Origin of the sequence: Sporosarcina thermotolerans (genome assembly GCF_030067815.1) — a bacterium.
GTDB lineage: Bacteria > Bacillota > Bacilli > Bacillales_A > Planococcaceae > Sporosarcina > Sporosarcina thermotolerans.
Genome location: NZ_CP125968.1, coordinates 2,380,996 through 2,404,984, shown reverse-complemented (window position 1 = coordinate 2,404,984; position 23,989 = coordinate 2,380,996). Strand labels below are relative to the sequence as shown.

The following is a 23,989-nucleotide window of genomic DNA, read 5'->3' as shown; positions in this document are numbered from 1 at the left end:
ATGAAGGCAAGACTTAAAGTATTAGGATCGCAAGTTCTATCTTCTGTGGATGTGAATCCGGCTACGAATTCCGTCACCCTTCTTGACGGAGAAGTAAGTCTTGATGATCATCAGATTGACAACCCGATTACCGGGACGGTTTTTGGAACGTTATTGAACTATATAGGAGAACTTGAAAGTTTGGGTGATGCTGTATATGACAAACCATATGGCTCGCCGCCAATCGCCCCCGTCCTTTATATCAAACCGGCAAATACGTATAACCGTAACGGCGGATCGATTCCCATGCCGAAAGGACTATCAAACCTGAGAATAGGCGCAGCGCTTGGGTTGGTTATCGGAAAGCAGGCAATCGCTTTGGATGAAGAAAACGCCCTGACGTATGTTGCGGGCTATACAATCGTCAATGATACAAGCGTTCCGCATGATAGTGTATACCGTCCAGCTGTTCAACATCAGGCACGCGATGGATTTTGCTCAATCGGACCATGGATTGTCGATCACCATGAGGTCAAAAACCCCGATGATTTAGTCATCCGTGTATTCATTAATGAAAAGCTTCAACAGGAAAATTCCACATCGAATCTGATTCGTCCAGTCTCTCGTTTGCTTGCAGATGTAACTGAGTTCATGACGTTAAGTCCTGGGGATGTGTTACTTGTGGGTGTTCCTGAGAATGCGCCATTGGTCCAAATAGGCGATAAGATCCGGATTGAGATAGAAGGTATAGGGAATCTCGAAAACGTGATTGTGGACGAAAAAGAAACAAAATGGAGAGAGCTGATATGAGGAAAGCAAGGACAGCTTATGGGGGTGCCATTCATGAAGCGGTTGAATGGGAAGGGAAACTCAAATTAGATGATGGTCGAATAGTGGATGAGCACGAGGTGATTTGGCTGACGCCAATAGAGCCGCGAACCGTGTTTGCATTAGGGTTGAATTATGCAGATCATGCAGCGGAACTTGCATTTTCCGCTCCATCAGAACCACTTGTTTTCTTAAAAAGTCCAAATACGTTTGTCGGGCATAATGCATATACCCGTCGACCCGTAGATGTAACCTATATGCATTATGAATGTGAATTGGCAGTCATCATCGGCAAAACAGCCCGGAATGTAAAAACTGAAGATGCCTACAATTATATTAAAGGCTATAGTGTCGCCAATGATTATGCAATCAGAGATTACTTGGAAAACTATTATCGTCCAAACTTGCGCGTGAAAAATCGTGATACCGGTACGCCATTCGGTCCATGGATTGTTGATGCTGTAGATGTGGCTGATCCATGAATCTAAAATTGACGACGCATGTCAATGACAAACTCGTCCAGGAAGGTACAACCGCAGATATGATTTTCGATATCCCGACACTCATTTCCTATTTAAGCAGCTTTATGACATTGAGTGAAAACGATGTCATTCTGACAGGTACCCCGAAAGGATCTGTCGATACAGCAGTCGGTGACGTAGTCGTCACGGAAATTGAGGGAATCGGCGTTTGGTCAATACAATAATCGGCGATGAATCATTTACAAATCGTTGTACGAGAAAGGGTGGTTTTAGTTGCCGTTTTTTTTAGTCGAGTACACGGATAATATAAAAGAAGAAGTGGATATCAAAAAACTATTAGAAGAGAGTCATAAGGTTCTTATTGCAAGAGACACTGTTTTTCCGATAGGCGGTCTTCGTTCGAGAGCGATTGAGTTAAAAGAGTATCGCGTGGCAGATGGTGCTGAGGATGATGCTTTCGTCCATGCACAGCTGAAAATCGGAGCTGGTCGCTCTGAGGAAGTAAAAAAAGACGTTTGTGATGCGTTATTTGAAGTGATGAAAGAACATTTCCATCCTGTCATGTCCAAGCGTTATTTAGCATTGTCAATGGAATTAGTTGAATTTAGTGAAGCAGGTACTTATAAACAGAATAACATTCACAATCGATTTAAAAAGTAGATAAACTCATAACAAATAGGAGGGAATCGAATGGGTGCACGTACAGGGAAAGAATACATTGAAGGTATTAAAGAACGGAATACGGAAGTTTGGATCCACGGTGAGAAAGTGGACGACGTCACTACACATCCTGCATTTAAAAATGTAGTCGAGAGCGTTGCGGGTCTTTATGATTTACAACATGAGAAGCCAGAGAAAATGTTGTATACTTCACCGAAATCTGGCGAAAAGGTAGGACTTTCATTTATTGCACCTAAAACAAAAGAGGATTTATTCAAAAGGCGTGAAATGCATACAGAATGGGCTGCATTTTCTGGGGGCATGATGGGGCGATCGCCGGATTATTTGAACACAAGCATTATGGCATTCGGGACAGCCAACCAGTTTTTTGCGCAAGCAGGCGGCGGAAGTGATCAATTTGCTAAAAATGCAGCAGATTACTATGAATATGCACGGGAAAATGATATTAGCTTAACGCATACATTAATCCATCCGCAAGTAAACCGGTCAAAGCTAACGCAATCAGAACAAAAAGATCCATTCCTCTCCGCACGTATTACGAAAAAAACATCAGACGGAATTATTGTCAATGGTTGTCGCCTTTTGGCAACACTTGGCGGAATCACGGATGAGCTCGTCGTATTCCCATCCACCATTAATAGAACGCCTGGCACTACAGATGATCCATTCGCATTTGCATTTGCAATTCCGAATAATACGAAGGGTTTAAAATTCCTATCCCGTGAATCTTTCGACTATGGGAAAAGTAAATGGGATCACCCGTTAGGCGCAAGGTTCGATGAAAGCGATGCCATTATTTCGTTTGAAGATGTATTAGTCCCGTGGGAAAGAGTATTTGTATGTGAAAGTACAGATATCTGTAATCGTACGTATACCGAGACAAATGCGGTTATACATATGACGCATCAAGTTATTTGCAAAAGCATCGTGAAAACTGAATTCATCTTAGGCGTTGTCGTCAGCATGATGGAAGCAATCGGTATCGATCAATTCATGCATGTTAAAGAAAAAGCAAGCGAAATCATGGTCATCCTGGAAGTGATGCGTTCCCATTTATATAAAGCTGAACACAATGCAAAAATCGATCAATATGGTAATATGACGCCGGACTTTGAACCGTTAAATGCGGCACGCAACTGGTTCCCGAAAATGTACCAGCGTATGAATGAAATAATAAAGATCTTAGGTGCTTCAGGATTGATGGCACTCCCAACTGAAGCGGACTTCAGCAACACGGACGTCGGCCCATTAGTCCATCGTTACACGCAAGGTGCGAATATAAACGGTGAGGAAAGAGTACAGCTATTCCGCCTCGCATGGGATATTTCCATCAGCGCATTCGGAAACCGCCAAGCACTTTATGAATATTACTTTTCGGAGATCCAGTAAGAATGTCGAATGCATATTATGATGGATTTGATAAACAACCGTATAAAGATATGGTGACAAACTTCTTGAATAAAGCAAAAAAAGAGGCCGGCATACTATAAGTGAAAGAATTGTTGAAAGTGGGAAGGAGATTGGAGTATGGAACATGTAGATCCCGAGATAGATGATCGGTTGTTCAGAAATGTCATGGGCAGTTTTGCGACAGGTGTAACGGTAATTACGACAAAGGTTGCTGAAGAAGTGCATGGCATGACAGCAAATGCTTTTATGTCCATTTCTCTTAACCCGAAACTTGTCGCAATCAGTATCGCAGAAAATGCGAAAATGCTTCAGCATATAAAAGATGTTAGACAATTTGCGATTAACATATTATCAACTGACCAACAACAAATATCGAAGCAATTTTCAGGTCAACTGCATCTGAAATCTGAAATTACGTTCGGATCCTATAAAGGTTTGCCAGTGTTAGAAGAATCGTTAGCGATTGTCACTTGTGTGCTGCATAGTGAATTTGTTGCGGGAGATCATACGATTTTCATCGGTCATGTTACGGGCGTTAAGCTTGAAGAAAAAGCCCCATTACTATATAGCCAGGGAAAGTATCGCGAACTAAAAGAGCTTGAGGGGTAATTTGTTTGATAAATAAGAAGTACCATGCAAAGGAAATGTGTAATCACCAGGGAGGAGTGGGTTTTAGTGGCATATGAGGAAGAAAAAAAGAAGTTAAGAGGTTCAATTTGTCCTGTCATTACCCCATTTACAGAAAGCGGGGATATTGATGAAAAAACGTTTGTCGAATTGATCAACTGGCAAATTGAAAGTGGCAGCCACGGGATTTCTGTTACGGGAACAAGTGGTGAACCAAGTTCATTAACAATCGCTGAGAGAAAACGTGTTATGAGTTTAGCAAAAGAAACGATTGATGGACGTGTGTTTTTCACTCCAGGCACTGGGTCAACCAATCATGATGAAACAATGGAACTTACAAAATATGCCGAGGAAATAGGTGCGGATGCCGCGATGGTTATAGTGCCTTACTATAACAAACCGAACCAAGAAGCACTTTATCAGCATTTTAAAACGGTAGCAGATTCCGTTGAGATACCCATCATCATTTACAATATACCCGGTCGATCCGCTGTCAATATGGAAGTCAGTACGATGAAACGTCTAAGTGAAGATTGTCCGAACATTATAGGTGTAAAAGAATCGAATAAAGACTTTGAACATGTTAATCGTGTACTGCTAAATTGCGGAAGGGACTTTCTATTGTACTCAGGAATCGAACTCCTTTGCTATCCGATGTTAGCAATCGGGGGTGCAGGATTTATCAGTGCAACAGCAAACGTGGAGCCGAAAAAAGTAGCAGAACTTTATAATGCATGGAATGATGGAGATATAAAAAAAGCACAGGACCTTCACTTCGAATTAATGCCATTAAATGACGTGCTTTTCAAAGATACAAATCCATCACCAGTTAAAGTGGCACTTGGCATGATGGGGAAAATTACACCGAAGCTCCGCTTACCTTTAGGATTGCCATCAGCAGAAATACAAGAAGAAGTTCGTAAAACACTTTTGGACCTATCTATTCTATCGGAGGAAACCGCTGTAGGATAATTGAAGAAAAATAGAAAATAGGTGATGAGGATGATAACAACGAACGAAACGGTTTCTTTGAAACATGAAATACAAAAGAATATATCACTCTATATAAATGGGGAATTCACTTCCTCTGTAAGTGGGAACACCATCAAAAACATGAACCCGTTTACCAATGAACAAATCAATGAAGTCGCCGAAGGACAATCAGCTGACATTGATAAAGCAGTGGCAGCTGCCAGGGAAGCCTTTGATCACGGTCCTTGGAAAACGATGAAACTGAATGAAAGAATGGCATACATTTACCGTATTGCAGATTTGATTGATGAAGAAATAGAAAAAATAGCTTTTTTGGAAGCACTTGATACGGGACTTCCGATTAGTCAAACAAGAAATATGGTAAGCCGTGCTTCAGAAAATTTCAGATTTTATGCCCGCATGGTGGAAAGTCGTCTTGTTGGAGATGCCTATCAAGTGGATGATGAATTTATCAACTATACAATCCATTCGCCAGTAGGGGTTGCAGGATTAATCACACCATGGAATGCTCCTTTCATGTTAGAAACTTGGAAAGTGGCTCCCGCGCTTGCGACTGGTAATACAGTTGTTTTAAAACCGGCAGAACTTTCCCCACTTTCTGCTAATCTATTAGCAGAAGTGATCCATAAAGCTGATCTTCCGAAAGGTGTCTTCAATGTCGTTCATGGCTATGGTGAGATTGCAGGGGATGCGCTTGTCAGACACCCTGATGTTCAGCTTATTTCATTTACAGGAGAAACAAAAACAGGTTCAACAATTATAAAAAATAGTGCTGATACACTGAAGAGCTGCTCGATGGAACTTGGTGGGAAATCACCGATCATCGTCTTCGAAGATGCCGATTTCGATCGGGCTTTAGATGCTTGCGTGTGGGGGATCTATTCCTTCAATGGGGAACGCTGCACAGCAAACTCACGCTTGTTTTTACAAGAGGGGATCAAAGATAAATTCATTGAAGCTTTAAAGATCCGTGTTGCTGCAATTAAAATCGGAGATCCGTTAGACGCGGGAACGGAAGTAGGTCCATTGATTGATAAAGGACATTACAATAAAGTTAAAAGCTACTTGGAAATAGCGAGAGATGAAGGTGCAGAAGTCATTACCGGTGATATTCCAGCCGAATTCGCCAGAGGGAATTTTGTTGCGCCTACCCTTATACTGAATGCCGAAAATCACATGCGCGTAGCACAAGAAGAGATCTTCGGACCTGTATTGACCGTCATGACATTTAAAGATGAAGATGAGGCCGTTAAGTTAGCGAACGACGTCGATTATGGACTCGCGGGTTATGTATGGACGAATGATATCAAACGTGGCCACCGAGTAGCACATAAAATTGAAGCCGGAATGCTTTGGGTCAATGCTCAGAACGTACGCGATTTAAGAACACCTTTCGGAGGATCTAAATACTCTGGAATTGGACGTGAAGGAGGCCATTACGGCTTCGATTTTTATACTGAACTTAAAGTTATACATGTATCGATTGATGAGCATCGTATTCAGCAATTCGGAAAGAAATAGGGAAAGGTAGGGGGGACATAAATGGATTTTTCAATCATTCGAATCGCTAGAACCGTGCTTCATGTAGTGGATTTGCAGGCATCCCGCAAATTTTATGTGGATGGATTAGGTATGATTGAAACGGAAAGTGACGAGAATCATATTTATTTGAGAGGTTTAGAGGAACATTCCCATCACAGTTTACTATTGAAAAAAGCGGAAAAAGCAGCTGTTGAAGTGCTTAGTTATAAGGTTCAGAAAGAACAGGATCTTGATGAAATCGAAAAGCTTTTCATCTCACAAGGATTGAAAACAAGATGGTTGGCGAAAGGCCAACAACATCAGATGGGAAGAACCCTTCGCGTACATGATATATCAGGTATCCCATTGGAGTTTTTTGCAGAAATGACTGTCGTTGATCGGATGCTGCAGCGATATGACCACTATCGTGGTGCAAAAATTCAACGGATTGATCACGTTAATTGTGCAGTACCTGATGTCCAAAAAGCCTATGATTTTTATGTTAATCAGTTAGGGTTTTCCTGTTCAGAGTATACGGATACTGAAGATGGAAACCTATGGGCGGCATGGCTTTACCGAAAGCCGACGGTTCATGATCAGGCCTTCATGAATGGCCCGGGACCCAAATTGCATCATTTCGCGTATTCACTAACTGATCGGCTGAGTATACTTGACTGTTGCGATTGTTTAGCGAGTATGGGGTATGCAACATCGATTGAACGCGGACCTGGTCGTCATGGCTTATCCAACGCGTTCTTCCTTTATCTGAGAGATCCGGATGGTCACCGAATTGAACTTTACACTGGTGATTATTTAACAAGCGATCCGGACTTGAAGCCAAAACGCTGGGATTTAAATGATCCGCTCCGGCAAACTTTCTGGGGACACGAAGCTCCGGATTGCTGGTTTACTGATACAAGTACGTTTATGGATATTGAAACGGGCGATGAAATTGAAAGTGAAGAGCCGTTATTGAAACAAAGAAAACCGGAAATTATGGCTTAGAGACAGAGTGCCATGTTCTCATTGAATTTTGAATTGTTCCAGAACCTTGAACGCGTGAATTCTGTCGAATAATGTTATTAAATGCCTAACATCAGCAACGCTTATCGTCGGCGCTTACTGATGTTTCTTTTGTTTACGTAACATAATATTATTATGTAAACCAGGTAATCGCGAATGAATGAAATTTATTTCAATTCCATGTAGAATGAAATCGATAGAAGTATTGAAAGGGGATTAAAAACATGAACGCATATGATGAGTATATGAGAGGCATTGTTAAACCAATGCGTGAGGAGCTAGTGCAAACTGGATTTACAGAATTGACAACAGCTGAAGAAGTGGAAGGGACGATGAAATCACTTCAAGGAACCGCTTTAGTCGTTATTAATTCAGTATGTGGATGTGCTGCTGGACTGGCGCGGCCGGCTGTCAGAGAAGCGCTTAATGCTTCCAATGCAAAACCGGATCATTTATTCACAGTGTTTGCTGGTCAAGACAAAGAAGCGACAGCAATGATGAGAGATTTCTTCCCAGAAGTTCCACCAAGCTCACCTTCTATTGCTATATGGAAAGATGGTGCTTTGGCAAGTTTCATTCCGAGGGAACAGATTGAGAACTCCGAAATGGAACAGATCAAGGCTCACCTAACTGAGGAACTTGAACAAGTTTGCAAAAAGTGACAACAATTATCACAACAGCAGGAAGACCCGATGAAACGACCTATAATCTTGCAAAAGTTGCAAGTGATGAATTAGCGTATCCGATTGTGGAAAGGAAAAAGCGATCAATCTTGAGAATGCAGAATGAATATGAAGCCGATATTCTTGTTGCAGGAAAAGATCGTTACGAACTTTTTCGCATAGGAATGGACCAACCTTTCTTCTTTCATCCTAATTCTGCTGCATTCCGGTTAAAAAGAATTGCTAAGGGCGAAACGGATCCGACTTATTGACGCGAGTCAATTGGTGGGAGGAGATACATTTCTCGATTGTACACTTGGATTTGCGTCCGATAGTATAATTGCTTCCTATATAATAGATGAAAACGGAAAATGTACTGGATTGGAAGCAGATCCGTCCGTTGCGTTTCTCACAAAGACGGGACTTAAAAAATTCCCTACTGACTCTGAGAAGCTAAAACTTGCGATGAAAGGCATAGAAGTGATTCATTCCGAAGCGATAGCATTTCTTTGTACCCAGGAAGATTCTTCATGGGATGTAGTGTATATCGACCCGATGTTTCATGCCCCAATTGAGGAATCGTCCAATTTCACGCCACTACGTCAGGCTGGAGTTCATACTGCATTAACCGAAGAATGGATGAAAGAGGCGTTCAGAGTATGCAAGCGTCGTGTCGTCGTGAAAGAAAGATTTGATTCACCTGTTTTTGAACAGTTCAATCTTGAACGTATCATACGACCAAATACAAAAATCCACTTTGGATATCTCACAAAATGATTAAAGCCGTCAACTCTGGCAAGAGTTGACGGCTTTATTTTTACTTTACTTCAGCGACATTTTGGTGATCAATCCAGCTTCGGGCGCCAAAGGCTCGGGTCATAAGTCAAATATACTTCGTGGCAAAGAGCGCCACTCCGTATATTTGTCTTATGCCTGTCGCCTCTAACACGACGCCCTCCGCTTTTATCAATGCGTAAAGTTTAACGAGCTTAAATAAAGGACGAGAACGAGCATTCCGATTCCCATTAGTAATTGAACATCCATTTATAAAAACCTCCTTCATAAAACCTCACAAATTAGTTCAGTTTTATTGTACAATGAAATTAAGAAATAAGAAACCTTTTCAAGACTTTTACGTATGTACTATTAGTAAATCTATTTCCCGATTTGACACAAGTTTATTAATTAACATTCAAAATCTCATTTTATTAATAATTATACCTATAACCAATAAGCAGGTGATGAAGATGAAAAAGTACTTCCAAAAATTATTCATTGCAATTGTTGCCGTCCTAACACTTGGCGTCATATCACCAAGCCATGAAATATGGACAACCCTTCAACCAAAAGATAACGCAAGAACCGATTTACCTTCCACAACGAAACATGAACTTCAGTTAGGGCTCGAGGATTCGATATTTGAGCGGGAGACCTTTGAAGAAACACCTTCAATAGAGGAGATGTTGTTTAACCCAGCCAAAGAGCTCGCCTATTTGAAATTCGGTTCACGAATTGGCCCTGTCATCCAACACGAATTCGATCAAGTCATCTTCCCGAAAATGTCAGAAGTCATTGAATCGACGGTCGCTTCTGCTGGCGGCCATGAATACGGAAGAATTTTAATAACAGAAACACCTTCAGGTAACTATGCCGAGAAGATATTTCATGTTTCCGACACAAGCGTAAACAAGGATCTTGTCCGATTCCATGTGAGAACAGAGAAAAGACCACAAGATGGGTATTTCTACAACTTCCACTACCACACTGCTGATGATGGCTTTACTGTCCATCATTCTTTAGGAGATATCTATTGGTCGAAAAACACACCGCCGAAATGGTTATCATAAAACCATTTCGGCGGTTTTTGTTATGCTGAGCCAGTGGTTTTTGTTATACTGTCAGTTAAGCGTAAGGAGGAAATGGTATATGAAACAATACTTGGAGCTTTGTGCTCATATCATTGAACATGGAACTGTAAAGGAAGATAGGACGGGACTGGAACGATAAGTGTTTTCGGCTATCAAATGAGATACGACTTGCAAAAGGGTTTTCCCCTTATGACTACAAAGAAAACTGCTTTCCGATTAATCGCATCTGAGCTTCTCTGGTTCCTTAAAGGGGATACAAATGTGAAGACATTGATCGAAGACCGAAATCCGATTTGGGATGAATGGGGATTCGAGCGATGGGTAAAGAGTGAAGATTATAATGGCCCCGATATGACTGATTTCGGTAAGCGCAGTCAACAAGATGAACAATTCGCTTCCGTTTATAAAGAGCAAATGGAGTTATATAAAAAACAAATTATTGAGGATGAAAATTTCGCTAAGGAATTTGGCGATTTAGGACCGATTTACGGAAAACAATGGCGTTCGTGGACAACAGGGAATGATTCTATCGATCAAATTGCAGCTCTAATTGAGGGCATCAAAAAAAATCCAGACTCAAGAAGACATATTGTCAGTGGTTGGAACCCTTCGGAAGTGAATGAAATGGCTCTGCCGCCATGTCATGCACTCTTCCAATTTTACGTAGCGGACGGAAAGCTTTCCTGCCAACTGTATCAAAGAAGTGGGGATGTTTTCCTTGGTGTACCGTTTAACATTGCCTCCTATGCATTACTAATTCATTTGATCGCCATCGAATGCGGGTTGGAAGTCGGGGAATTCATCCACACACTTGGAGATGCCCACATCTATTTGAATCATATCGAGCAGGTAAAGGAGCAATTATCGAGGACTCCTAAGGAATTACCAATTGTACACATTGATATGAATGGAAAATCGTCAATATTTGACCTTACATACGATGACATATCTGTTGAGGGTTACAATCCATATCCGAAAATTAAAGCGCCGATAGCAGTATAACGACTAACTGAGAGGGAGAATACGATGATTTCATTGCTTGTAGCCGTTGACTTAAACCGTGTTATTGGAGTAGACAATAAAATGCCATGGCATATCCCTGAGGAATTGAAGTATTTTAAAGAAGTGACGATGGGGAAAGCGATTGTTATGGGACGCAAAACGTACGAATCGATTGGACGACCATTGCCGGGAAGATTGAATATAATCATTACAAGAAATGAAGGGTATTCAGTTGAAGGCGCCGAAGTCTTACATGATTTGAATGCAGCAATTGAACGAGGAAAAGAATATTCGGAGGAAGTCGTCATTATCGGCGGGGCTGAAATTTTCAATTTATCAATGCCAATGGCTGACCGTCTATATATAACTGTCATTCGAAACAGTTATGAAGGCGACACGTTCTTTCCTGAATACAACGACGGCAACTGGAAACTCATATCCGAATCCGAAGACCACCACACAGCAGAGGGCATTCCATACTCCTATCTAATTTACGATAGGGCTAAGTAAATAAAGTTATTTCTTTGTAATTGGAAAGTTCCGTTGCTTGAAGCGAAAGGCGGCGACTCTAAGGGAGTAGGAAGTAATTAGCCCCTGCCTTAATTTCTGCAAAAAACCGCAGAAATACGGCAAATCGAACTCTTCGTGGTTCGATTGGAAACCGTCCGCCGAAACGGAAAGCAACAGTTAGCGTCTTCATACATAAAGGAGGACGCTGAAAAACATGCAAACACTACCTGCTATGACAAACATATGCCAAATGCCATGATTGTACGGAATCTTTCTCCAAGCATAAAAAATGGAACCAAACGTATAAAATACCCCTCCCGCACATAGGAGAATAATACCCTCAATTGGCAACTACTCATAAAGAGGTTTAAACGCAAACACGATTAACCAACCCATAACAATATAGAAAACAAGCGATAAAGCTTCATACCTATGAATAAAAAAGACCTTGAAAAGTACACCGACAATCGCAAGACCCCAAATAATACCAAATCAGGTCCAACCAAGCACACCCTTTATGGTGACCAACAAAAACGGCGTGTAGGTCCCGCAATTAGGATGTAAATTGCCGAGTGGTCGAAAATCGAAAACAATTTCTTCACTTTGACGGGCATACTATGGAGTAATGTGCTCATCAGAAATAATAGAAGCGTGGACACACCGAAAATTGTGAAGCTGACAACCGCTATAGCCGTTCCGTGGTTGACACCAGCAATAATGAGCAGAACGAGAGCAGGAATGCTTAATAAAATCCAAGACCATGGGTGATCGCGTTCCATAGCTCTTCTCTCAGATTTTTATAATCAAATGCTTCAGCCATACACACATTCTCCTTTCTGTTACCATTACTATACTAAAATAAATTGAATATCTCCAATTTGACGAGGGAAGTGCTTTAGAATGAAAAAAATACACATTGTCACAGATTCGACTGCAGATTTGATCGAAACTATACAGACCAATACGATATTCATGTCGTTCCTCTTACTATTCATATAGATGGTGAAACGTACATAGACAAAATCGACCTGCAGCCTGAATCATTTATGGAAAAAATGAAAAGTAGCAAAGAACTTCCGAAAAGTTCACAACCCGCAACCGGAGTCTTTAAAGAACTATATGATCGCCTTGGACAAGATGGGAGCGAAATCATATCAATTCATATGACTGGCGGAATGAGTGGAACTGTAAAATCGGCAGAAGCCGCTGCACAAATGACAGATTCCAATGTGACAGTCATCGATTCAATGTATATCTCACATGCCTTAACATTTCAAGTTGTTGAAGCGGCAAAAATGGCGAGTGAAGGAAAAAGTGTTAAGGAAATCGTAGAACGGTTAAAAGATGTGAGGAAAAATACGAAGTTGTTTGTCGTTGTTGATACCCTTGACAATTTGGTAAAAGGAGGACGTGTGGGAAAAGGGAAAGCGATGATTGGTTCATTATTGAATATAAAACCTATCGCGACTCTTCAAGATGGAGTCTATACCCCTGTGGGTAAAGCTCGCAGTCATAGACAAGTAGTATCCCACCTTTTTAAGGCGTTCAAGGAAGAGACTGCAGGGAAAATCATTCGGTCAATTGGGATTTCGCACGCAAACGGAATGGCGATGGCGGGACCACTATTGCAACTAATTGAAGAATCCGGATGGAAAGACATTAAATTCTCATTCACTTCTCCGATTATTAGCACCCATACAGGAGAAGGTGCAATCGGATTCATGTATTATACGGAATAAAGAACTCGTACGGTTCAAAAAATAAATAAAGGAGAACTGTGTTTATGAGAAGAATATTCATAGTGATCATCTTCTCATTCGTTTTAACGGGATGCCAGGAAAAAAGCATTTCCCAACCGAATCCCTTTTTCGAAAGGGAAGAAATTGCGTTTGAGGAATATATGGTCCCTGATTACTTTATCCCTGAAAACATCAATGTCATTGGACTTGGTGATTCATTAACCCAAGGCGTCGGAGATGAACTGAAAAGGGATGGCTATTTCGGACGGGTGGCACTTGCAATGAATTACTGGAAAGGCGTAAAAGAACTTCGATCTGAAAACTTAGCTAAAAGAGGTAGACGAAGCGATCAACTTATCAAACAGCTTGAAGAGCCGGAAATTCAAGCATCTGTAAAAAAAGCAGATGTCATTTATATGACAATTGGTGGAAATGATATGATGAAAATCGTAAAAGAACACCTCTTTGATTTAAAGACGAAGCCTTTTTACGTCGAATTAGGCAAATTTGAAAATCGACTTGATGAAATATTCAAGATGATTCGGGGATTAAACGGCGATGCCATGATAGTTGTGGCGGGACTATACAATCCTTTGTCAATTGTCATCGCCGAAGCGAATGAATTTGATACGATTATAGAAGACTGGAATGAGGCAATAGAAATACAAGCGATCATGGATGGTAAAGCCTGTTTGTGCCAGTGAGTGATCTATTTGTCAGCAATGAAAACATGGTTTACCATACCGATTTCTTTCATCCGAATGCCAAAGGATATGAAAATATGGCAAATCGCTTCATCGAAAAAATCGATAGTTGTGGTTTGAGTGAAATGTCGGATGGGAAATTGGATATGTAGGGGTGGTCATTTGTGAACATATGGAAAATTGCATTTTTCAGTCTGTTGGGATTAATCGTAGCAGGTGTAATAGCGTTAGTGCTATATATTAATAGCCCTAAAGACTCGGAGCCACTTCCTTCATATGTACAATCTTCAAGTGGAAGTGTTTTAAGTATTAAAGCAACCAAGAAAGACCTGGAGTCTTTGGCGAATACTTATATCCAAAAAGCGATGAAGGGGGAGCCCCTTCCTGTAACAATGATTATAAAGGAAGATGTCATTCTGTTTTCCAAGTTGACAGTATTTGGATTTACGTTGCCGGTCATCATGCATTTTGATCCGGTAGTTTTAGAGGATGGGAATTTACTACTAAAACAATCATCATTAGAAATCGGTGATTTTAATTTCCCCCCTTCCACCGTACTTGAAATATTACGTGACACCATTGATTTACCCGAATGGATGGTTGTAAGGGCGAAAGAAGAAGAAATTTTCATCAACTTATCAGAATTACCGGTTTCGGGAAACATATTGATAAAAGCGAAATCGTTCAATCTCAAAGAAGATAATATCGAGCTTGAAGTGACAATTCCAAATCAATAAGGAGTGATATCAATGGCTAATCAAAAAGCTATATTTGCCGGAGGTTGTTTTTGGTGTATGGTAAAACCGTTTGACCGTTATGATGGCGTGATTTCTGTTGTTTCAGGGTACACTGGAGGGGATGTCGAAAATCCGTCCTACGAACTTGTTTGTACAAATACTACGGGACATCGTGAAGCAGTTGAGATAACATTTGATGATGAAGTTATTACGTACGAGGAACTTCTTTCTATTTTTTGGCGGCAAATTGATCCAACTGATTCCGGTGGGCAATTTTTTGACCGCGGAGAATCCTATCAAACAGCTATTTTTACGAATTCACCCGAACAATACGAAAAGGCGCTTCATTCAAAGATAGAACTTGAAACATCAGGAAAATTCTCTAAGTCAATCCAAACTGAGATCCTTCCAGCAAAACCATTCTATCCGGCCGAAGAGGGGCATCAAGACTATTATTTGAAAAACCCTTCCCATTATAATCATTATGCAATTGGTTCCGGACGCGAATCATTCAAAATAAATCACTGGGGTGAAGATGAATGAAGGAAGAACTTAAAAACAAATTAACAGCCATACAGTATTACGTGACACAGGAAAGCGGTACTGAGCCGCCTTTTCAAAATGAATATGATAGCCACTATGAAGAAGGCATCTATGTAGATATCGTTTCAGGAAAACCTTTGTTCAGTTCGAAGGATAAATACGATGCAGGATGTGGTTGGCCAAGTTTTACCAAACCGATCGAAAGTGCGGAAGTAACCGAGCATTTCGATTCAAGCCATGGAATGCGTAGAACTGAAGTACGAAGTAAAACAGCTGATTCCCATCTCGGACATGTATTCCCGGATGGACCCGGTCAGGGGGGCTTAAGGTATTGCATAAACTCAGCCGCACTGCGTTTCATCCCATTCAGTAAGCTCGAAGAGGAAGGCTATGGCCAATATACATCCCTATTTACTGAGTGAAGGGAGGAATAGAGATGGATCGATCTTTTTATCAATTTGTACTATCTTTTCGAGGAGGAAAGAAAGACGATTCAATGAGCGTATTCGCTGAGGCTATGTTCTATGATCAAAGCTTTCCAAGAGATGAAAGGGGATTTGATCCACTCTCCAGATATTTGGAGGAAAAGGCAGATCCTGAAATGCCAAGTGTAGTATTTGATGAATTATTCGAATTGTATCAAGAACGGTTTAGGTAATGCTGTCATAATTGCATAAAACAGCGTTTAACTGTATGATGTATTAAGAATTTGAAAGTGAGGGCATAAAAAATGAGTATACATATTAATGCGAAAAAAGGCGATATAGCAGATACAATTCTTCTGCCGGGAGATCCATTACGTGCGAAATATATCGCAGAGACATTTTTAGAGGATGTCACTCAGTACAATGAAGTAAGGAATATGTTCGGGTATACGGGTACGTACAAAGGAAAGCGAATTTCCGTTCAAGGTACAGGGATGGGGGTACCATCCATCTCAATTTACATTAATGAATTGATGCAGGAATATGATGTGCAAAAGCTAATTCGTGTGGGAACTTGCGGAGCGATCCAAAAAGACGTTAAAGTACGTGATGTAATTCTCGCCCAGACTGCAACGACTAACTCACCTATCAACAGAACATTCTTTAATGGGGTTGACTATGCGCCAACCGCTGATTTCGATTTATTGTTGAAGGCTTATAACGCTGGAGTGGAAAAAGGATTGCATTTGAAAGTTGGAAATGTATTCACTGAAGACTTCTTCTACAACGAACACGCAGAGCATGAGAAGCTTGCTCAATATGGTGTTCTTGCTGTTGAAATGGAAACTGCAGCTCTTTACACATTAGCCGCTAAGTTCGGTAGACAGGCGTTATCAGTATTAACAGTAAGTGATCACATCTTAACAGGGAAGTTACCACTGCGGAAGAACGCCAAACAACTTTCAACGATATGATCGTTGTTGCGTTGGACGCTTCAATTCAATAATCGAGCATCGGAGGACCGCTTGCTGCATCATTGCGGTCCTTTTTTTGAATGGACGATAAAAGAAAGAAAGTGGGGAATGGGATGGACGAGAAAGAGAATAACGTTGGCCAGGAAAATGAGAAAAACTACGAACCACCTGCAAAACGTTTTATAAAATTAAAGCCGTTCTCCTTAGTCATGCTCATATTTGGCCTTGTGTTAACGACAGCCGGAGTTACGTTTTTTGCATTGACTACGGGCGAGGATAAGGTCGTAGAAGTGGTCAGTCCACAAAATCCTACAATCGAGCGTAAGGAATTTAAAAAATTATTTGATGCCTATGATGAATTGAAAAAAACCTACTTCAATGATATTGATGATACAGCGGTCATCGATGGTGCCATTAATGGAATGATTGATGCACTTGGCGACCCCTTTTCTGATTATTTGAATGAAAAGGAAGCAAAACAACTGAATGAAAGCATTTCTTCAAGTTTTCAAGGAATCGGTGCAGAAATCCAGGAATTGAATGGATATATTAATATCGTATCTCCTATTAAAAATTCACCTGCAGAACGTGCGGGACTGCTGCCGAATGACTTGATCATTGCAGTAGACGGAAAAAGCATTCAAGGAATGTCTTCATCTGAAGCTGTCCTACTAATCCGCGGTGAAAAAGGGACGACAGTAACGTTAACGGTTCGTCGTGGTGAAATGAGTGAACCGTTTGATGTATTAATTGAAAGAGACGTCATCCCAATTGAAACGGTTTATACTGAAATGCTTGAGGACAATATAGCCCATATTCGAATTACTAGTTTCTCCGAACATACGTATGAAGAATTGCTGTCAGCGTTAGATGAGATGGAAGCTAAGGGTATGGAAGGGCTAATCGTTGATGTTCGCCAAAACCCTGGGGGGATGTTGAATACTGCAATTGATATCTCCGATTTATTCGTTGAGAAAAATAAGAATCTATTCCAATATCAAGGTAAAGGAAATAACCCTGAGGTTTATGTCGCATCTAATGGTCGTAAAGTAAAGGTGCCTGTTGCTATGATCATCGATGACGGAAGTGCGTCAGCATCTGAAATTTTGGCAGGTGCACTAAAGGAATCAGCAAATGTACCGTTAGTCGGTATTAAAACTTACGGTAAAGGAACTGTTCAAACACCTAAGAATTTATCAGATGGTTCCAATCTGAAACTGACTACTGCAAAATGGTTGACACCTGATGGTAATTGGATCCATGAAAAAGGTATTGAACCCGATATAGAAGTTCAGTACCCGACATACGCAATGCTTCCATTCCTTGATCCAACTATGGAGATGAAAGACGGAATGATCTCTCCGTTAGTGAAAACTGCAGAGGAAATGTTAAGTGCGGTTGGATTTGACCCAGGCGATGTTGACGGCCTATTTGATCAAAACACAGAGGAAGCGGTTAAATCACTGCAACGGGAATTGTCTATAGACGAAGATGGCATCCTTGTTGGAGATACGACTTTCGGTTTAATGAATCGTTTGAGAACCAAAATGCATGATGAAGATCCTCAACTGTTAAAAGCAAAAGAAATCTTATTAGAGACCATCAAAAAGTAAATCAACAATATAAGTAGAGGTGGAATTTCAGTTTTCCTCCTCTGCTTTTTTAGTTTGTAATAAAAATGAGGTGTAAAAATGATTGATGTCTATTTGTTAAGTGGTTTTTTAGGAAGCGGAAAACATCTTTATTAATGAATTTAATCTCCGAATTGAAAGAGATCGGAAGAAAACCGGCAGTTCTAATGAATGAGTTCGGTTCTATCTCTATAGATTCGGATACCGTTGGGCAATCACAGGACGTTCCACTTAAGGAACTCCTTAACGGCTGTATTTGCTGCAGCGGATCAGAAAAAACGGAAGCACAATTGCAAGGGCTTTTGGAAGAGCATGATGTCGATGTTATTTTAATCGAAACTACTGGCGCAGCGCATCCAGTGGAAGCCTTGGATGCCGTCTATTCGCCTTTATTTGCCGAAAAGCTTCGTGTTAAGGGAATCGTCACAGTTGCTGATACTAAAAGATGGCTTGAACGTGACAAAATGTCTCCTCAAATCCGTTCCTTATTCATGGAACAGATTAGGCACGCCCACATCATACTTGCAAATAAAACAGATCTATTGACCGAAGGAGAATTGGCCACTGTTTCAATGGAGCTTTCTAATTTTAACAACACTGCGCCAGTTATACAGACAACGAAAGCACAGTTATCCTTTTCTTTATCGAAGAAACGCTAGGAAATATTCAAAATGATGAAGTGAAAACCGTAATTTCTGGCAAACATCTTCCTTTGACATCTAAGCTGCTCACTTTTGAAAAAGCCGTTGACAAAGAAGAGTTTGAAATGTGGGTCCGCTCATTGCCGGATACTGTATATCGTATGAAAGGATATGTGCCCCTTAAAGGCGCTAAAAATCCATACCTGTTCCAATATGCATACGGAATGGTCAATTGGATGCCTGAATACGTTAAGATGGAAGCACGTTTAGTTATAATTGGTGAAGGTGTAAGTCAGCTAAAATACCAATAATCGTCTACTGGTCTAAGAACTGTCAACCCCCTTTCATATGAAATAATAGACGAGTTGCCCAACATTAGCCAATTTACTAGTTAGCGATTTCCCTTTCTAAGGGTATCTAAAAACCAATTGGACTTTTTGGCAAATCACGCCAACTCTTTATATTCTTCCTTACGTTATGATAGATTGCGAAGGGAGGAGTTAAGAGATGAAAAAAACGATGTCTGTCATCTTACTCGGCTCGGCGCTCTTACTATCGAACAACAATAGTGCTGAAGCTTCTTATCAAAATAATGATTATAAGGTTAATTTCGCTAAACCTACAATCGAGTATTATAGCTTCCAAGGGAAGGTAACTTTAAATAACAATCAAAATATTAACCAATACGAGGTATTGAATAAATATTTAAGCGAATTAGAAAAACAATTTGGTACAAAATTCATATGGAATTTACCAAACAATGTTGCGACACCTGTTGAACAACCTAAACCGGTTGAAAAGCCTGTAACGAAACCTAAACCAGTAGAGAAGCCGGTAGAAGTACAAAAACCGGTTGAAAAGCCAGTGGAAGCTTCAAAACCGGTCGAAAAGCCAGTTGAACAAGCAAAACCGCAAGAACCAGCAAGACCAAATGTACCAGAGCAACAAGAACAGCCTTCAACACCTGTTCAAAATGAAACATCCAATTCTGCACAAAATTCTTCAGCATCTGCTATTGAAAAAGCTGTACTTGACCTAACAAATGTCGAGCGACAAAAAGCAGGCTTAAAGCCTTTGCAAATGGATGAGAAAGTAATGGCATCTGCACGTCAAAAGTCAGCGGATATGTCTAAGAACAATTATTTCGATCATACTAGCCCAACGTACGGTTCTCCGTTCGATCAAATGAAAGCAAATGGCATTTCTTATCGTGCAGCTGCTGAAAACATTGCAATGGGTCAACGTTCTGCCGAAGAAGTTGTTAAAGCATGGATGGAGTCTCCAGGTCATAGACAAAACATTTTAACTCCAGAGTTCACACATATTGGTATCGGTTTTGACCAAAATGGTAATTACTGGACACAACAATTCATTCAAAAATAATATACGAAAGGAACATGGTCGGGATGTCTCCGGCCATGTTCTTTTTTTGCATAAAAGCTTATGATGGCGGCGATACTCAATGCAATGGGGTGATGTCATTGAGCAACACAAGCAAGCAGGTAGTCGATAAGAAATACTTGAAACAACTTTTTTTCAATTCAACAGATTGCGTTATAAACGATGTCGACTGGCCAATAGGCAAAGGGATATTATGCTATTATTCATCATTGGCTGACGGAGCCGAAGTAAACAAACAGATTAATATTATTCAGCAAAGAGCATCGGAGAAAATGAGTAACTGGGGCAAGACTGCCGCATCGAATGTCAAACCATATTCGGAAGATGAGTTAGTAAAGGCTGTTTGCAAAGGACTGACGGCTGTTATATTTCCTGAAGCCCAAGTGATGTTGACCATTTCAGCGCAAATCGATTTTAGCAGGGCACCTGCTGAACCCATCAGCGAGCAAATTGTCCGGGGTGCACATGATGGATTCGTTGAAAACGTACAGAAGAATCTCACCCTTGTTCGTCAAAAACTTGGGAGAAGGGACCTTATCGTCAAATCAATTCAGGTTGGTCAAAATACAATTACGGATATAACGTATCTTTATATTGATTCGTTTGCAGATAAAGAGGTAGTCGAACAATTTGAATCCCGCTTACGCGAGATTCAGAATGAAAACATTATGAATACCGGAGAAATTGAAGACTACTTGGAAGATGATGTTTTCTCACCTTTTCCACAACTCTTGAATACGGAAAGGCCAGACCGGGTCGTCTTCAATTTAATGGAAGGGAAAATCGCTATTTTCACCGATCAATCACCGACAGTATTGATTGCGCCGGTAACTTTTTTTTCATTTTACCAATCTCCGGATGATTTTAATGGTCGTGTCGTCGTCGGATCTTTTTTTTCGGCTATTAAGGATTGCAAGTTTAGTGATTGCCATCTATCTTCCTTCATTTTATATCGCGGTTGTTAGCTTTCATTCAGAAATATTGCCAATAGAAATTAGTAAGAAAGTTAAATTAGCGATTAACGACATTCCTTATCGTCCCATTTTCGAAGCTATTATTATGGAGCTCTTTATTGAATTGATTAGAGAGGCGAGTATTCGGCTTCCGAAGCCGATTGGTCAAACAATAGGAGTTGTTGGCGGTTTGATCATCGGGGATGCAATTGTTAAAGCTGGATTAGTCTCGAATTTAATGGTAATTGTTGTAGCGTTGACGGCAATTTCAAGCTTTGTCGTACCGACTCTTGAGATGAATACATCCATTCGAATATTAAGATTTCCTTTCATGGCTGCCGCAGCAATCTTTGGTTTTTTTGGCATGGCAATCGGAACGATTGTATTACTTATTCATCTATTATCATTATCATCTTTGAGACAACCGTATTTTGCGCCGTTCATTCCGTTAGATACGTCTAGATTCATTGATGTATTTTTCCGGACTCCATATTTTAAGTTTCATAAACAGCAAAAGACGTTTTCATTCAGAATGAAAAAGAAAGGCCGGAAATCATAATGTTCACATTATCGAGGATCCAGTTTTTCTTGCTCCTTTTTGTTGTACAGACGGGGACTGTCTTCGTCTCTTTTCAACATCGGTTGATCAATATAGCAGGAACGACTTCATGGGTCGTATTCATCGCAGCTGGCTTAATGCATTACGTTCTATTATTGCTCTATGAAAAATTTTATAAGCGATTCAAGCCGGGGCGATTTGTTGCGGGATTATATATTGCGTATTGGTCTTTCGCGATCATTGCTTTTCTTTCCTATGTCAATTACACATTATCAGTATGGATATTCCCGAACACTCCACAAATTGTGACGATGGCAATAATCGTCGGAGTGTCGCTTTATGCAAACACAAGAAGAATCGAGGCGGTAATCAATTTACCTTCAATCATATTAGCGTTATTTCCGATTTTTATCGTCTTTTTATTTATGGCAATACCGGATCTTGTATGGACATGGTTGTTTCCAGTGAAACTAACGGAAATCAAACCACTATTGAGAGGCTTGTTCATGGCGCAGGCCACATTCATTGGTATAGAATTTTACTTGTTTTTCAGAAAGTACGTCATCCAAAAGGTTAAAGGCATGCCATTATTCATATATCAGTTAACTTGGTTCTTTTTTTTCTTTACAATTTTGGTTTTTATTCTTCTTTTTTTTCCTGTGCATGCAATCACATTCATACCGGAACCACTCCTTCACATTTTGAAAGCTCAAAAGGTTACATTCGTTGAACGGCTGGATTTGTTTTTCTTGTTCATATGGGTAATTTGGAGCGTCATTGCAATTACACTATATTTTTTCATGTGCGTCCAAGCTCGTCGAATCTATTTCAACAATGAAAATAAATTTTATACCGTCTTATTGCATTGTCTCATAATCATCGTTTCTTCGTATTTTGCAACGAAAGATCGATCCGATATGCTTCGGCAATTAATTGTCTATCCGCATATCCTTTTTACAATATTGATTCCTGCAGTAGTCATTTTGTTAAATAGGGGGAACAAGAATTGAATAAAAGAATGTTGCCGGTACTATTATTTGGGCTGTTTCTGCTTGGAGGATGTTGGGATGAAGCTCAATATAAGGACATTACAATCGTTCCAGTGATGGGATTGACAAATGGGGATAAGGTAGGAGAAGTAAAAGCGATATTTTCTTTTCCAACTTTTGATGAGGACACGATTACATACGCACAATCCGAAGGGACGGGGATTTCGACACGTGCCGCCCGTGAAGCTGCTGCCCATCATACAATGGAAGCACTTGACGTATCCATCTTGAAGTATTGTTAATATCAAGTGAAATGGCAAAAAAAGACCTTTACCCTGAATTGGACATGTTTTTAAGAACACCAAGGAATCGCATTACAAGTTACATTGCCATTGTGGAGGGAGATATGAAACAATATTTCGATCCCCGGGAGATCTAAAGAGCGAGGTTGCGAACTATTATCCTGAATTACTGCGTACTGCCGAACTGTATACATATATGACGGTAGGTACAATGGAAAATGCAGTGAAATTAATGCTTGAAGATTCGATGGACCTAAGTTTACCCTATTTGATCATTGATGATAGTGGAATTCCTACATTGGATGGAATTGCACTGTTCAGCAATAAAAAATTCACAGGGCAAATATTGAGAAAGCAAGATGCGGTTTTGACGGGCGTGATGCAAAGCAAACTTGGAAAATATACACGAGTCAGTTTTGAATGGAAGGAAAAAAAAGTCCAATTACGATTCAAGTAATAAAGGTTCGTAGAAAGTTGAAAATTTCAAATGAGCAAGTCAAAATGAGTTTCGATATCGATGTTAGTGTTGAAGAATTCCCCATAAATGACTTGTACAAAAAACAAAGCCGAAAAGAGGCAGAAAAATTTCTGTCTACCGAGTTTAAAAAAAGTTTTGAAAAAATTATCGCCACAACCCAAGAAGCAAAAAGCGATATCCTCGGTGTTGGACGGAAAGTCCATGCATTCCATACGGAATTGTGGAAGAAAGGGGATTGGCAGGAAACGTATTCCACTTTATCCATCGAGGTTGATGTGAAAGTGAATATGAAAAGGACAAGTATATTGGATTGAAAAATCCCAGCCG

The 23,989-nt window shown here is 40.3% G+C and carries 27 protein-coding genes and 6 pseudogenes; 32 read left to right on the top strand and 1 reads right to left on the bottom strand.

The annotated features are described in order from the left end of the window. The 14 genes and pseudogenes from QNH10_RS13655 (at position 1) to QNH10_RS13590 (ending at position 11,586) form a co-directional block, all read left to right on the top strand. Complete coding sequence (locus QNH10_RS13655; protein ID WP_283731967.1) at positions 1 to 789, top strand: fumarylacetoacetate hydrolase family protein; 789 nt, start codon at positions 1 to 3, stop codon at positions 787 to 789. After that, positions 786 to 1,578, top strand: a pseudogene (locus QNH10_RS13650) (fumarylacetoacetate hydrolase family protein). Before QNH10_RS13655 ends, QNH10_RS13650 begins: the two are co-directional and overlap by 4 nt. Beyond that, positions 1,563 to 1,949 (top strand): 5-carboxymethyl-2-hydroxymuconate Delta-isomerase, encoded by a 387-nt coding sequence (locus QNH10_RS13645; protein ID WP_283731966.1) that lies wholly within the window; start codon positions 1,563 to 1,565, stop codon positions 1,947 to 1,949. The pseudogene QNH10_RS13650 and the gene QNH10_RS13645 overlap by 16 nt, the downstream one beginning before the upstream one ends. A gap of 30 nt (positions 1,950 to 1,979) precedes the next feature. After that, a pseudogene (gene hpaB, locus QNH10_RS13640) lies at positions 1,980 to 3,460 on the top strand (4-hydroxyphenylacetate 3-monooxygenase, oxygenase component). A gap of 37 nt (positions 3,461 to 3,497) precedes the next feature. Beyond that, a complete protein-coding gene (locus tag QNH10_RS13635; RefSeq protein WP_283731965.1) occupies positions 3,498 to 3,989 on the top strand; it encodes a flavin reductase family protein in 492 nt (163 codons plus the stop codon). A gap of 66 nt (positions 3,990 to 4,055) precedes the next feature. Then, the gene (gene hpaI / locus QNH10_RS13630) at positions 4,056 to 4,979 is read left to right on the top strand and encodes a 2,4-dihydroxyhept-2-ene-1,7-dioic acid aldolase (protein ID WP_283731964.1); all 924 of its coding nucleotides are present in this window, start codon (positions 4,056 to 4,058) and stop codon (positions 4,977 to 4,979) included. A 24-nt stretch (positions 4,980 to 5,003) separates the two neighbouring features. Next, a complete protein-coding gene (gene hpaE / locus QNH10_RS13625) occupies positions 5,004 to 6,521 on the top strand; it encodes a 5-carboxymethyl-2-hydroxymuconate semialdehyde dehydrogenase (protein ID WP_381427183.1) in 1,518 nt (505 codons plus the stop codon). Between the two features lie 21 nt (positions 6,522 to 6,542). Next, the gene (gene hpaD, locus QNH10_RS13620; protein ID WP_283731962.1) at positions 6,543 to 7,526 is read left to right on the top strand and encodes a 3,4-dihydroxyphenylacetate 2,3-dioxygenase; all 984 of its coding nucleotides are present in this window, start codon (positions 6,543 to 6,545) and stop codon (positions 7,524 to 7,526) included. Positions 7,527 to 7,768: 242 nt separating this feature from the next. After that, the gene (locus tag QNH10_RS13615; protein ID WP_283731961.1) at positions 7,769 to 8,206 is read left to right on the top strand and encodes a BrxA/BrxB family bacilliredoxin; all 438 of its coding nucleotides are present in this window, start codon (positions 7,769 to 7,771) and stop codon (positions 8,204 to 8,206) included. Next, the gene (locus tag QNH10_RS13610; RefSeq protein ID WP_283731960.1) at positions 8,194 to 8,478 is read left to right on the top strand and encodes a hypothetical protein; all 285 of its coding nucleotides are present in this window, start codon (positions 8,194 to 8,196) and stop codon (positions 8,476 to 8,478) included. The genes QNH10_RS13615 and QNH10_RS13610 overlap by 13 nt, the downstream gene beginning before the upstream one ends. A gap of 13 nt (positions 8,479 to 8,491) precedes the next feature. Then, complete coding sequence (locus QNH10_RS13605; protein ID WP_283731959.1) at positions 8,492 to 8,983, top strand: class I SAM-dependent methyltransferase; 492 nt, start codon at positions 8,492 to 8,494, stop codon at positions 8,981 to 8,983. 470 nt (positions 8,984 to 9,453) lie between these two features. Beyond that, complete coding sequence (locus QNH10_RS13600; RefSeq protein WP_283731958.1) at positions 9,454 to 10,053, top strand: YpjP family protein; 600 nt, start codon at positions 9,454 to 9,456, stop codon at positions 10,051 to 10,053. Positions 10,054 to 10,230: 177 nt separating this feature from the next. Then, positions 10,231 to 11,076, top strand: a complete 846-nt coding sequence (locus QNH10_RS13595; protein ID WP_283731957.1) for a thymidylate synthase — start codon at positions 10,231 to 10,233, stop codon at positions 11,074 to 11,076. A 24-nt stretch (positions 11,077 to 11,100) separates the two neighbouring features. Further along, complete coding sequence (locus QNH10_RS13590) at positions 11,101 to 11,586, top strand: dihydrofolate reductase (protein ID WP_283731956.1); 486 nt, start codon at positions 11,101 to 11,103, stop codon at positions 11,584 to 11,586. Between the two features lie 186 nt (positions 11,587 to 11,772). On the opposite strand, the pseudogene trhA reads toward QNH10_RS13590, so the two are convergent. Continuing rightward, positions 11,773 to 12,406 (bottom strand): annotated as a pseudogene (gene trhA / locus QNH10_RS13585) (PAQR family membrane homeostasis protein TrhA). 80 nt (positions 12,407 to 12,486) lie between these two features. Here trhA and QNH10_RS13580 point away from each other — a divergent pair. The 18 genes and pseudogenes from QNH10_RS13580 to QNH10_RS13500 all read left to right on the top strand — a co-directional run bounded on the left by QNH10_RS13580 (position 12,487) and on the right by QNH10_RS13500 (position 23,976). After that, a pseudogene (locus QNH10_RS13580) lies at positions 12,487 to 13,325 on the top strand (DegV family protein). A 44-nt stretch (positions 13,326 to 13,369) separates the two neighbouring features. Further along, complete coding sequence (locus tag QNH10_RS13575; RefSeq protein ID WP_283731955.1) at positions 13,370 to 14,029, top strand: GDSL-type esterase/lipase family protein; 660 nt, start codon at positions 13,370 to 13,372, stop codon at positions 14,027 to 14,029. After that, positions 14,020 to 14,181, top strand: a complete 162-nt coding sequence (locus QNH10_RS13570) for a hypothetical protein (protein WP_283731954.1) — start codon at positions 14,020 to 14,022, stop codon at positions 14,179 to 14,181. The genes QNH10_RS13575 and QNH10_RS13570 overlap by 10 nt, the downstream gene beginning before the upstream one ends. Positions 14,182 to 14,193: 12 nt before the next feature. Then, positions 14,194 to 14,766, top strand: a complete 573-nt coding sequence (locus QNH10_RS13565; RefSeq protein ID WP_283731953.1) for a YpmS family protein — start codon at positions 14,194 to 14,196, stop codon at positions 14,764 to 14,766. Between the two features lie 12 nt (positions 14,767 to 14,778). Further along, positions 14,779 to 15,309, top strand: a complete 531-nt coding sequence (msrA, locus tag QNH10_RS13560; RefSeq protein ID WP_283731952.1) for a peptide-methionine (S)-S-oxide reductase MsrA — start codon at positions 14,779 to 14,781, stop codon at positions 15,307 to 15,309. Continuing rightward, a complete protein-coding gene (gene msrB, locus QNH10_RS13555; RefSeq protein WP_283731951.1) occupies positions 15,306 to 15,731 on the top strand; it encodes a peptide-methionine (R)-S-oxide reductase MsrB in 426 nt (141 codons plus the stop codon). Before msrA ends, msrB begins: the two co-directional genes overlap by 4 nt. Positions 15,732 to 15,745: 14 nt before the next feature. Then, entirely contained in the window at positions 15,746 to 15,967 is a 222-nt protein-coding gene (locus tag QNH10_RS13550; RefSeq protein ID WP_283731950.1) for a YozE family protein, read from the top strand. 72 nt (positions 15,968 to 16,039) lie between these two features. Then, positions 16,040 to 16,740 (top strand): annotated as a pseudogene (gene deoD, locus QNH10_RS13545) (purine-nucleoside phosphorylase). An 81-nt stretch (positions 16,741 to 16,821) separates the two neighbouring features. Beyond that, positions 16,822 to 18,321: a lmo1851 family serine protease gene (locus QNH10_RS13540; RefSeq protein ID WP_283731949.1), complete on the top strand. Its 1,500-nt coding sequence runs from the start codon at positions 16,822 to 16,824 to the stop codon at positions 18,319 to 18,321. 78 nt (positions 18,322 to 18,399) lie between these two features. Further along, positions 18,400 to 19,291, top strand: a pseudogene (locus QNH10_RS13535) (CobW family GTP-binding protein). A 196-nt stretch (positions 19,292 to 19,487) separates the two neighbouring features. Further along, entirely contained in the window at positions 19,488 to 20,363 is an 876-nt protein-coding gene (locus QNH10_RS13530; protein WP_283731948.1) for a CAP domain-containing protein, read from the top strand. A gap of 98 nt (positions 20,364 to 20,461) precedes the next feature. After that, the gene (locus QNH10_RS13525) at positions 20,462 to 21,346 is read left to right on the top strand and encodes a spore germination protein (protein WP_283731947.1); all 885 of its coding nucleotides are present in this window, start codon (positions 20,462 to 20,464) and stop codon (positions 21,344 to 21,346) included. Next, positions 21,303 to 21,893, top strand: coding sequence for a spore germination protein (locus QNH10_RS13520; protein WP_283731946.1), 591 nt, complete (start codon positions 21,303 to 21,305; stop codon positions 21,891 to 21,893). The genes QNH10_RS13525 and QNH10_RS13520 overlap by 44 nt, the downstream gene beginning before the upstream one ends. Next, positions 21,893 to 22,903 (top strand): GerAB/ArcD/ProY family transporter, encoded by a 1,011-nt coding sequence (locus QNH10_RS13515; RefSeq protein ID WP_283731945.1) that lies wholly within the window; start codon positions 21,893 to 21,895, stop codon positions 22,901 to 22,903. The genes QNH10_RS13520 and QNH10_RS13515 overlap by 1 nt, the downstream gene beginning before the upstream one ends. After that, positions 22,900 to 23,184 carry a hypothetical protein gene (locus QNH10_RS13510; RefSeq protein ID WP_283731944.1) on the top strand — a complete coding sequence of 95 codons (285 nt, stop codon included), beginning with the start codon at positions 22,900 to 22,902 and terminating at the stop codon, positions 23,182 to 23,184. The genes QNH10_RS13515 and QNH10_RS13510 overlap by 4 nt, the downstream gene beginning before the upstream one ends. Before the next feature lie 11 nt (positions 23,185 to 23,195). Continuing rightward, the gene (locus QNH10_RS21370; RefSeq protein ID WP_488199562.1) at positions 23,196 to 23,321 is read left to right on the top strand and encodes a Ger(x)C family spore germination protein; all 126 of its coding nucleotides are present in this window, start codon (positions 23,196 to 23,198) and stop codon (positions 23,319 to 23,321) included. Positions 23,322 to 23,380: 59 nt separating this feature from the next. Continuing rightward, entirely contained in the window at positions 23,381 to 23,641 is a 261-nt protein-coding gene (locus QNH10_RS13505) for a hypothetical protein (RefSeq protein ID WP_283731943.1), read from the top strand. After that, entirely contained in the window at positions 23,605 to 23,976 is a 372-nt protein-coding gene (locus tag QNH10_RS13500; protein ID WP_283731942.1) for a Ger(x)C family spore germination C-terminal domain-containing protein, read from the top strand. The genes QNH10_RS13505 and QNH10_RS13500 overlap by 37 nt, the downstream gene beginning before the upstream one ends. Positions 23,977 to 23,989: the final 13 nt, after the last annotated feature.

What these genes read in the sequence shown, in the direction of transcription:
- QNH10_RS13635 (WP_283731965.1), top strand. Translation starts at nt 3,498, where the DNA reads ATGGAACATGTAGATCCCGAGATAGATGATCGGTTGTTCAGAAATGTC.
- QNH10_RS13595 (WP_283731957.1), top strand. Translation starts at nt 10,231, where the DNA reads ATGAGATACGACTTGCAAAAGGGTTTTCCCCTTATGACTACAAAGAAA.
- QNH10_RS13505 (WP_283731943.1), top strand. Translation starts at nt 23,381, where the DNA reads ATGACGGTAGGTACAATGGAAAATGCAGTGAAATTAATGCTTGAAGAT.
- QNH10_RS13655 (WP_283731967.1), top strand. Translation starts at nt 1, where the DNA reads ATGAAGGCAAGACTTAAAGTATTAGGATCGCAAGTTCTATCTTCTGTG.
- QNH10_RS13530 (WP_283731948.1), top strand. Translation starts at nt 19,488, where the DNA reads ATGAAAAAAACGATGTCTGTCATCTTACTCGGCTCGGCGCTCTTACTA.
- hpaD (WP_283731962.1), top strand. Translation starts at nt 6,543, where the DNA reads ATGGATTTTTCAATCATTCGAATCGCTAGAACCGTGCTTCATGTAGTG.
- QNH10_RS13500 (WP_283731942.1), top strand. Translation starts at nt 23,605, where the DNA reads ATGGAAGGAAAAAAAAGTCCAATTACGATTCAAGTAATAAAGGTTCGT.
- QNH10_RS21370 (WP_488199562.1), top strand. Translation starts at nt 23,196, where the DNA reads ATGGCAAAAAAAGACCTTTACCCTGAATTGGACATGTTTTTAAGAACA.
- QNH10_RS13575 (WP_283731955.1), top strand. Translation starts at nt 13,370, where the DNA reads ATGAGAAGAATATTCATAGTGATCATCTTCTCATTCGTTTTAACGGGA.
- msrA (WP_283731952.1), top strand. Translation starts at nt 14,779, where the DNA reads ATGGCTAATCAAAAAGCTATATTTGCCGGAGGTTGTTTTTGGTGTATG.
- QNH10_RS13540 (WP_283731949.1), top strand. Translation starts at nt 16,822, where the DNA reads ATGGACGAGAAAGAGAATAACGTTGGCCAGGAAAATGAGAAAAACTAC.
- QNH10_RS13515 (WP_283731945.1), top strand. Translation starts at nt 21,893, where the DNA reads ATGTTCACATTATCGAGGATCCAGTTTTTCTTGCTCCTTTTTGTTGTA.
- QNH10_RS13590 (WP_283731956.1), top strand. Translation starts at nt 11,101, where the DNA reads ATGATTTCATTGCTTGTAGCCGTTGACTTAAACCGTGTTATTGGAGTA.
- QNH10_RS13615 (WP_283731961.1), top strand. Translation starts at nt 7,769, where the DNA reads ATGAACGCATATGATGAGTATATGAGAGGCATTGTTAAACCAATGCGT.
- hpaE (WP_381427183.1), top strand. Translation starts at nt 5,004, where the DNA reads ATGAGGATGATAACAACGAACGAAACGGTTTCTTTGAAACATGAAATA.
- QNH10_RS13600 (WP_283731958.1), top strand. Translation starts at nt 9,454, where the DNA reads ATGAAAAAGTACTTCCAAAAATTATTCATTGCAATTGTTGCCGTCCTA.
- QNH10_RS13550 (WP_283731950.1), top strand. Translation starts at nt 15,746, where the DNA reads ATGGATCGATCTTTTTATCAATTTGTACTATCTTTTCGAGGAGGAAAG.
- msrB (WP_283731951.1), top strand. Translation starts at nt 15,306, where the DNA reads ATGAAGGAAGAACTTAAAAACAAATTAACAGCCATACAGTATTACGTG.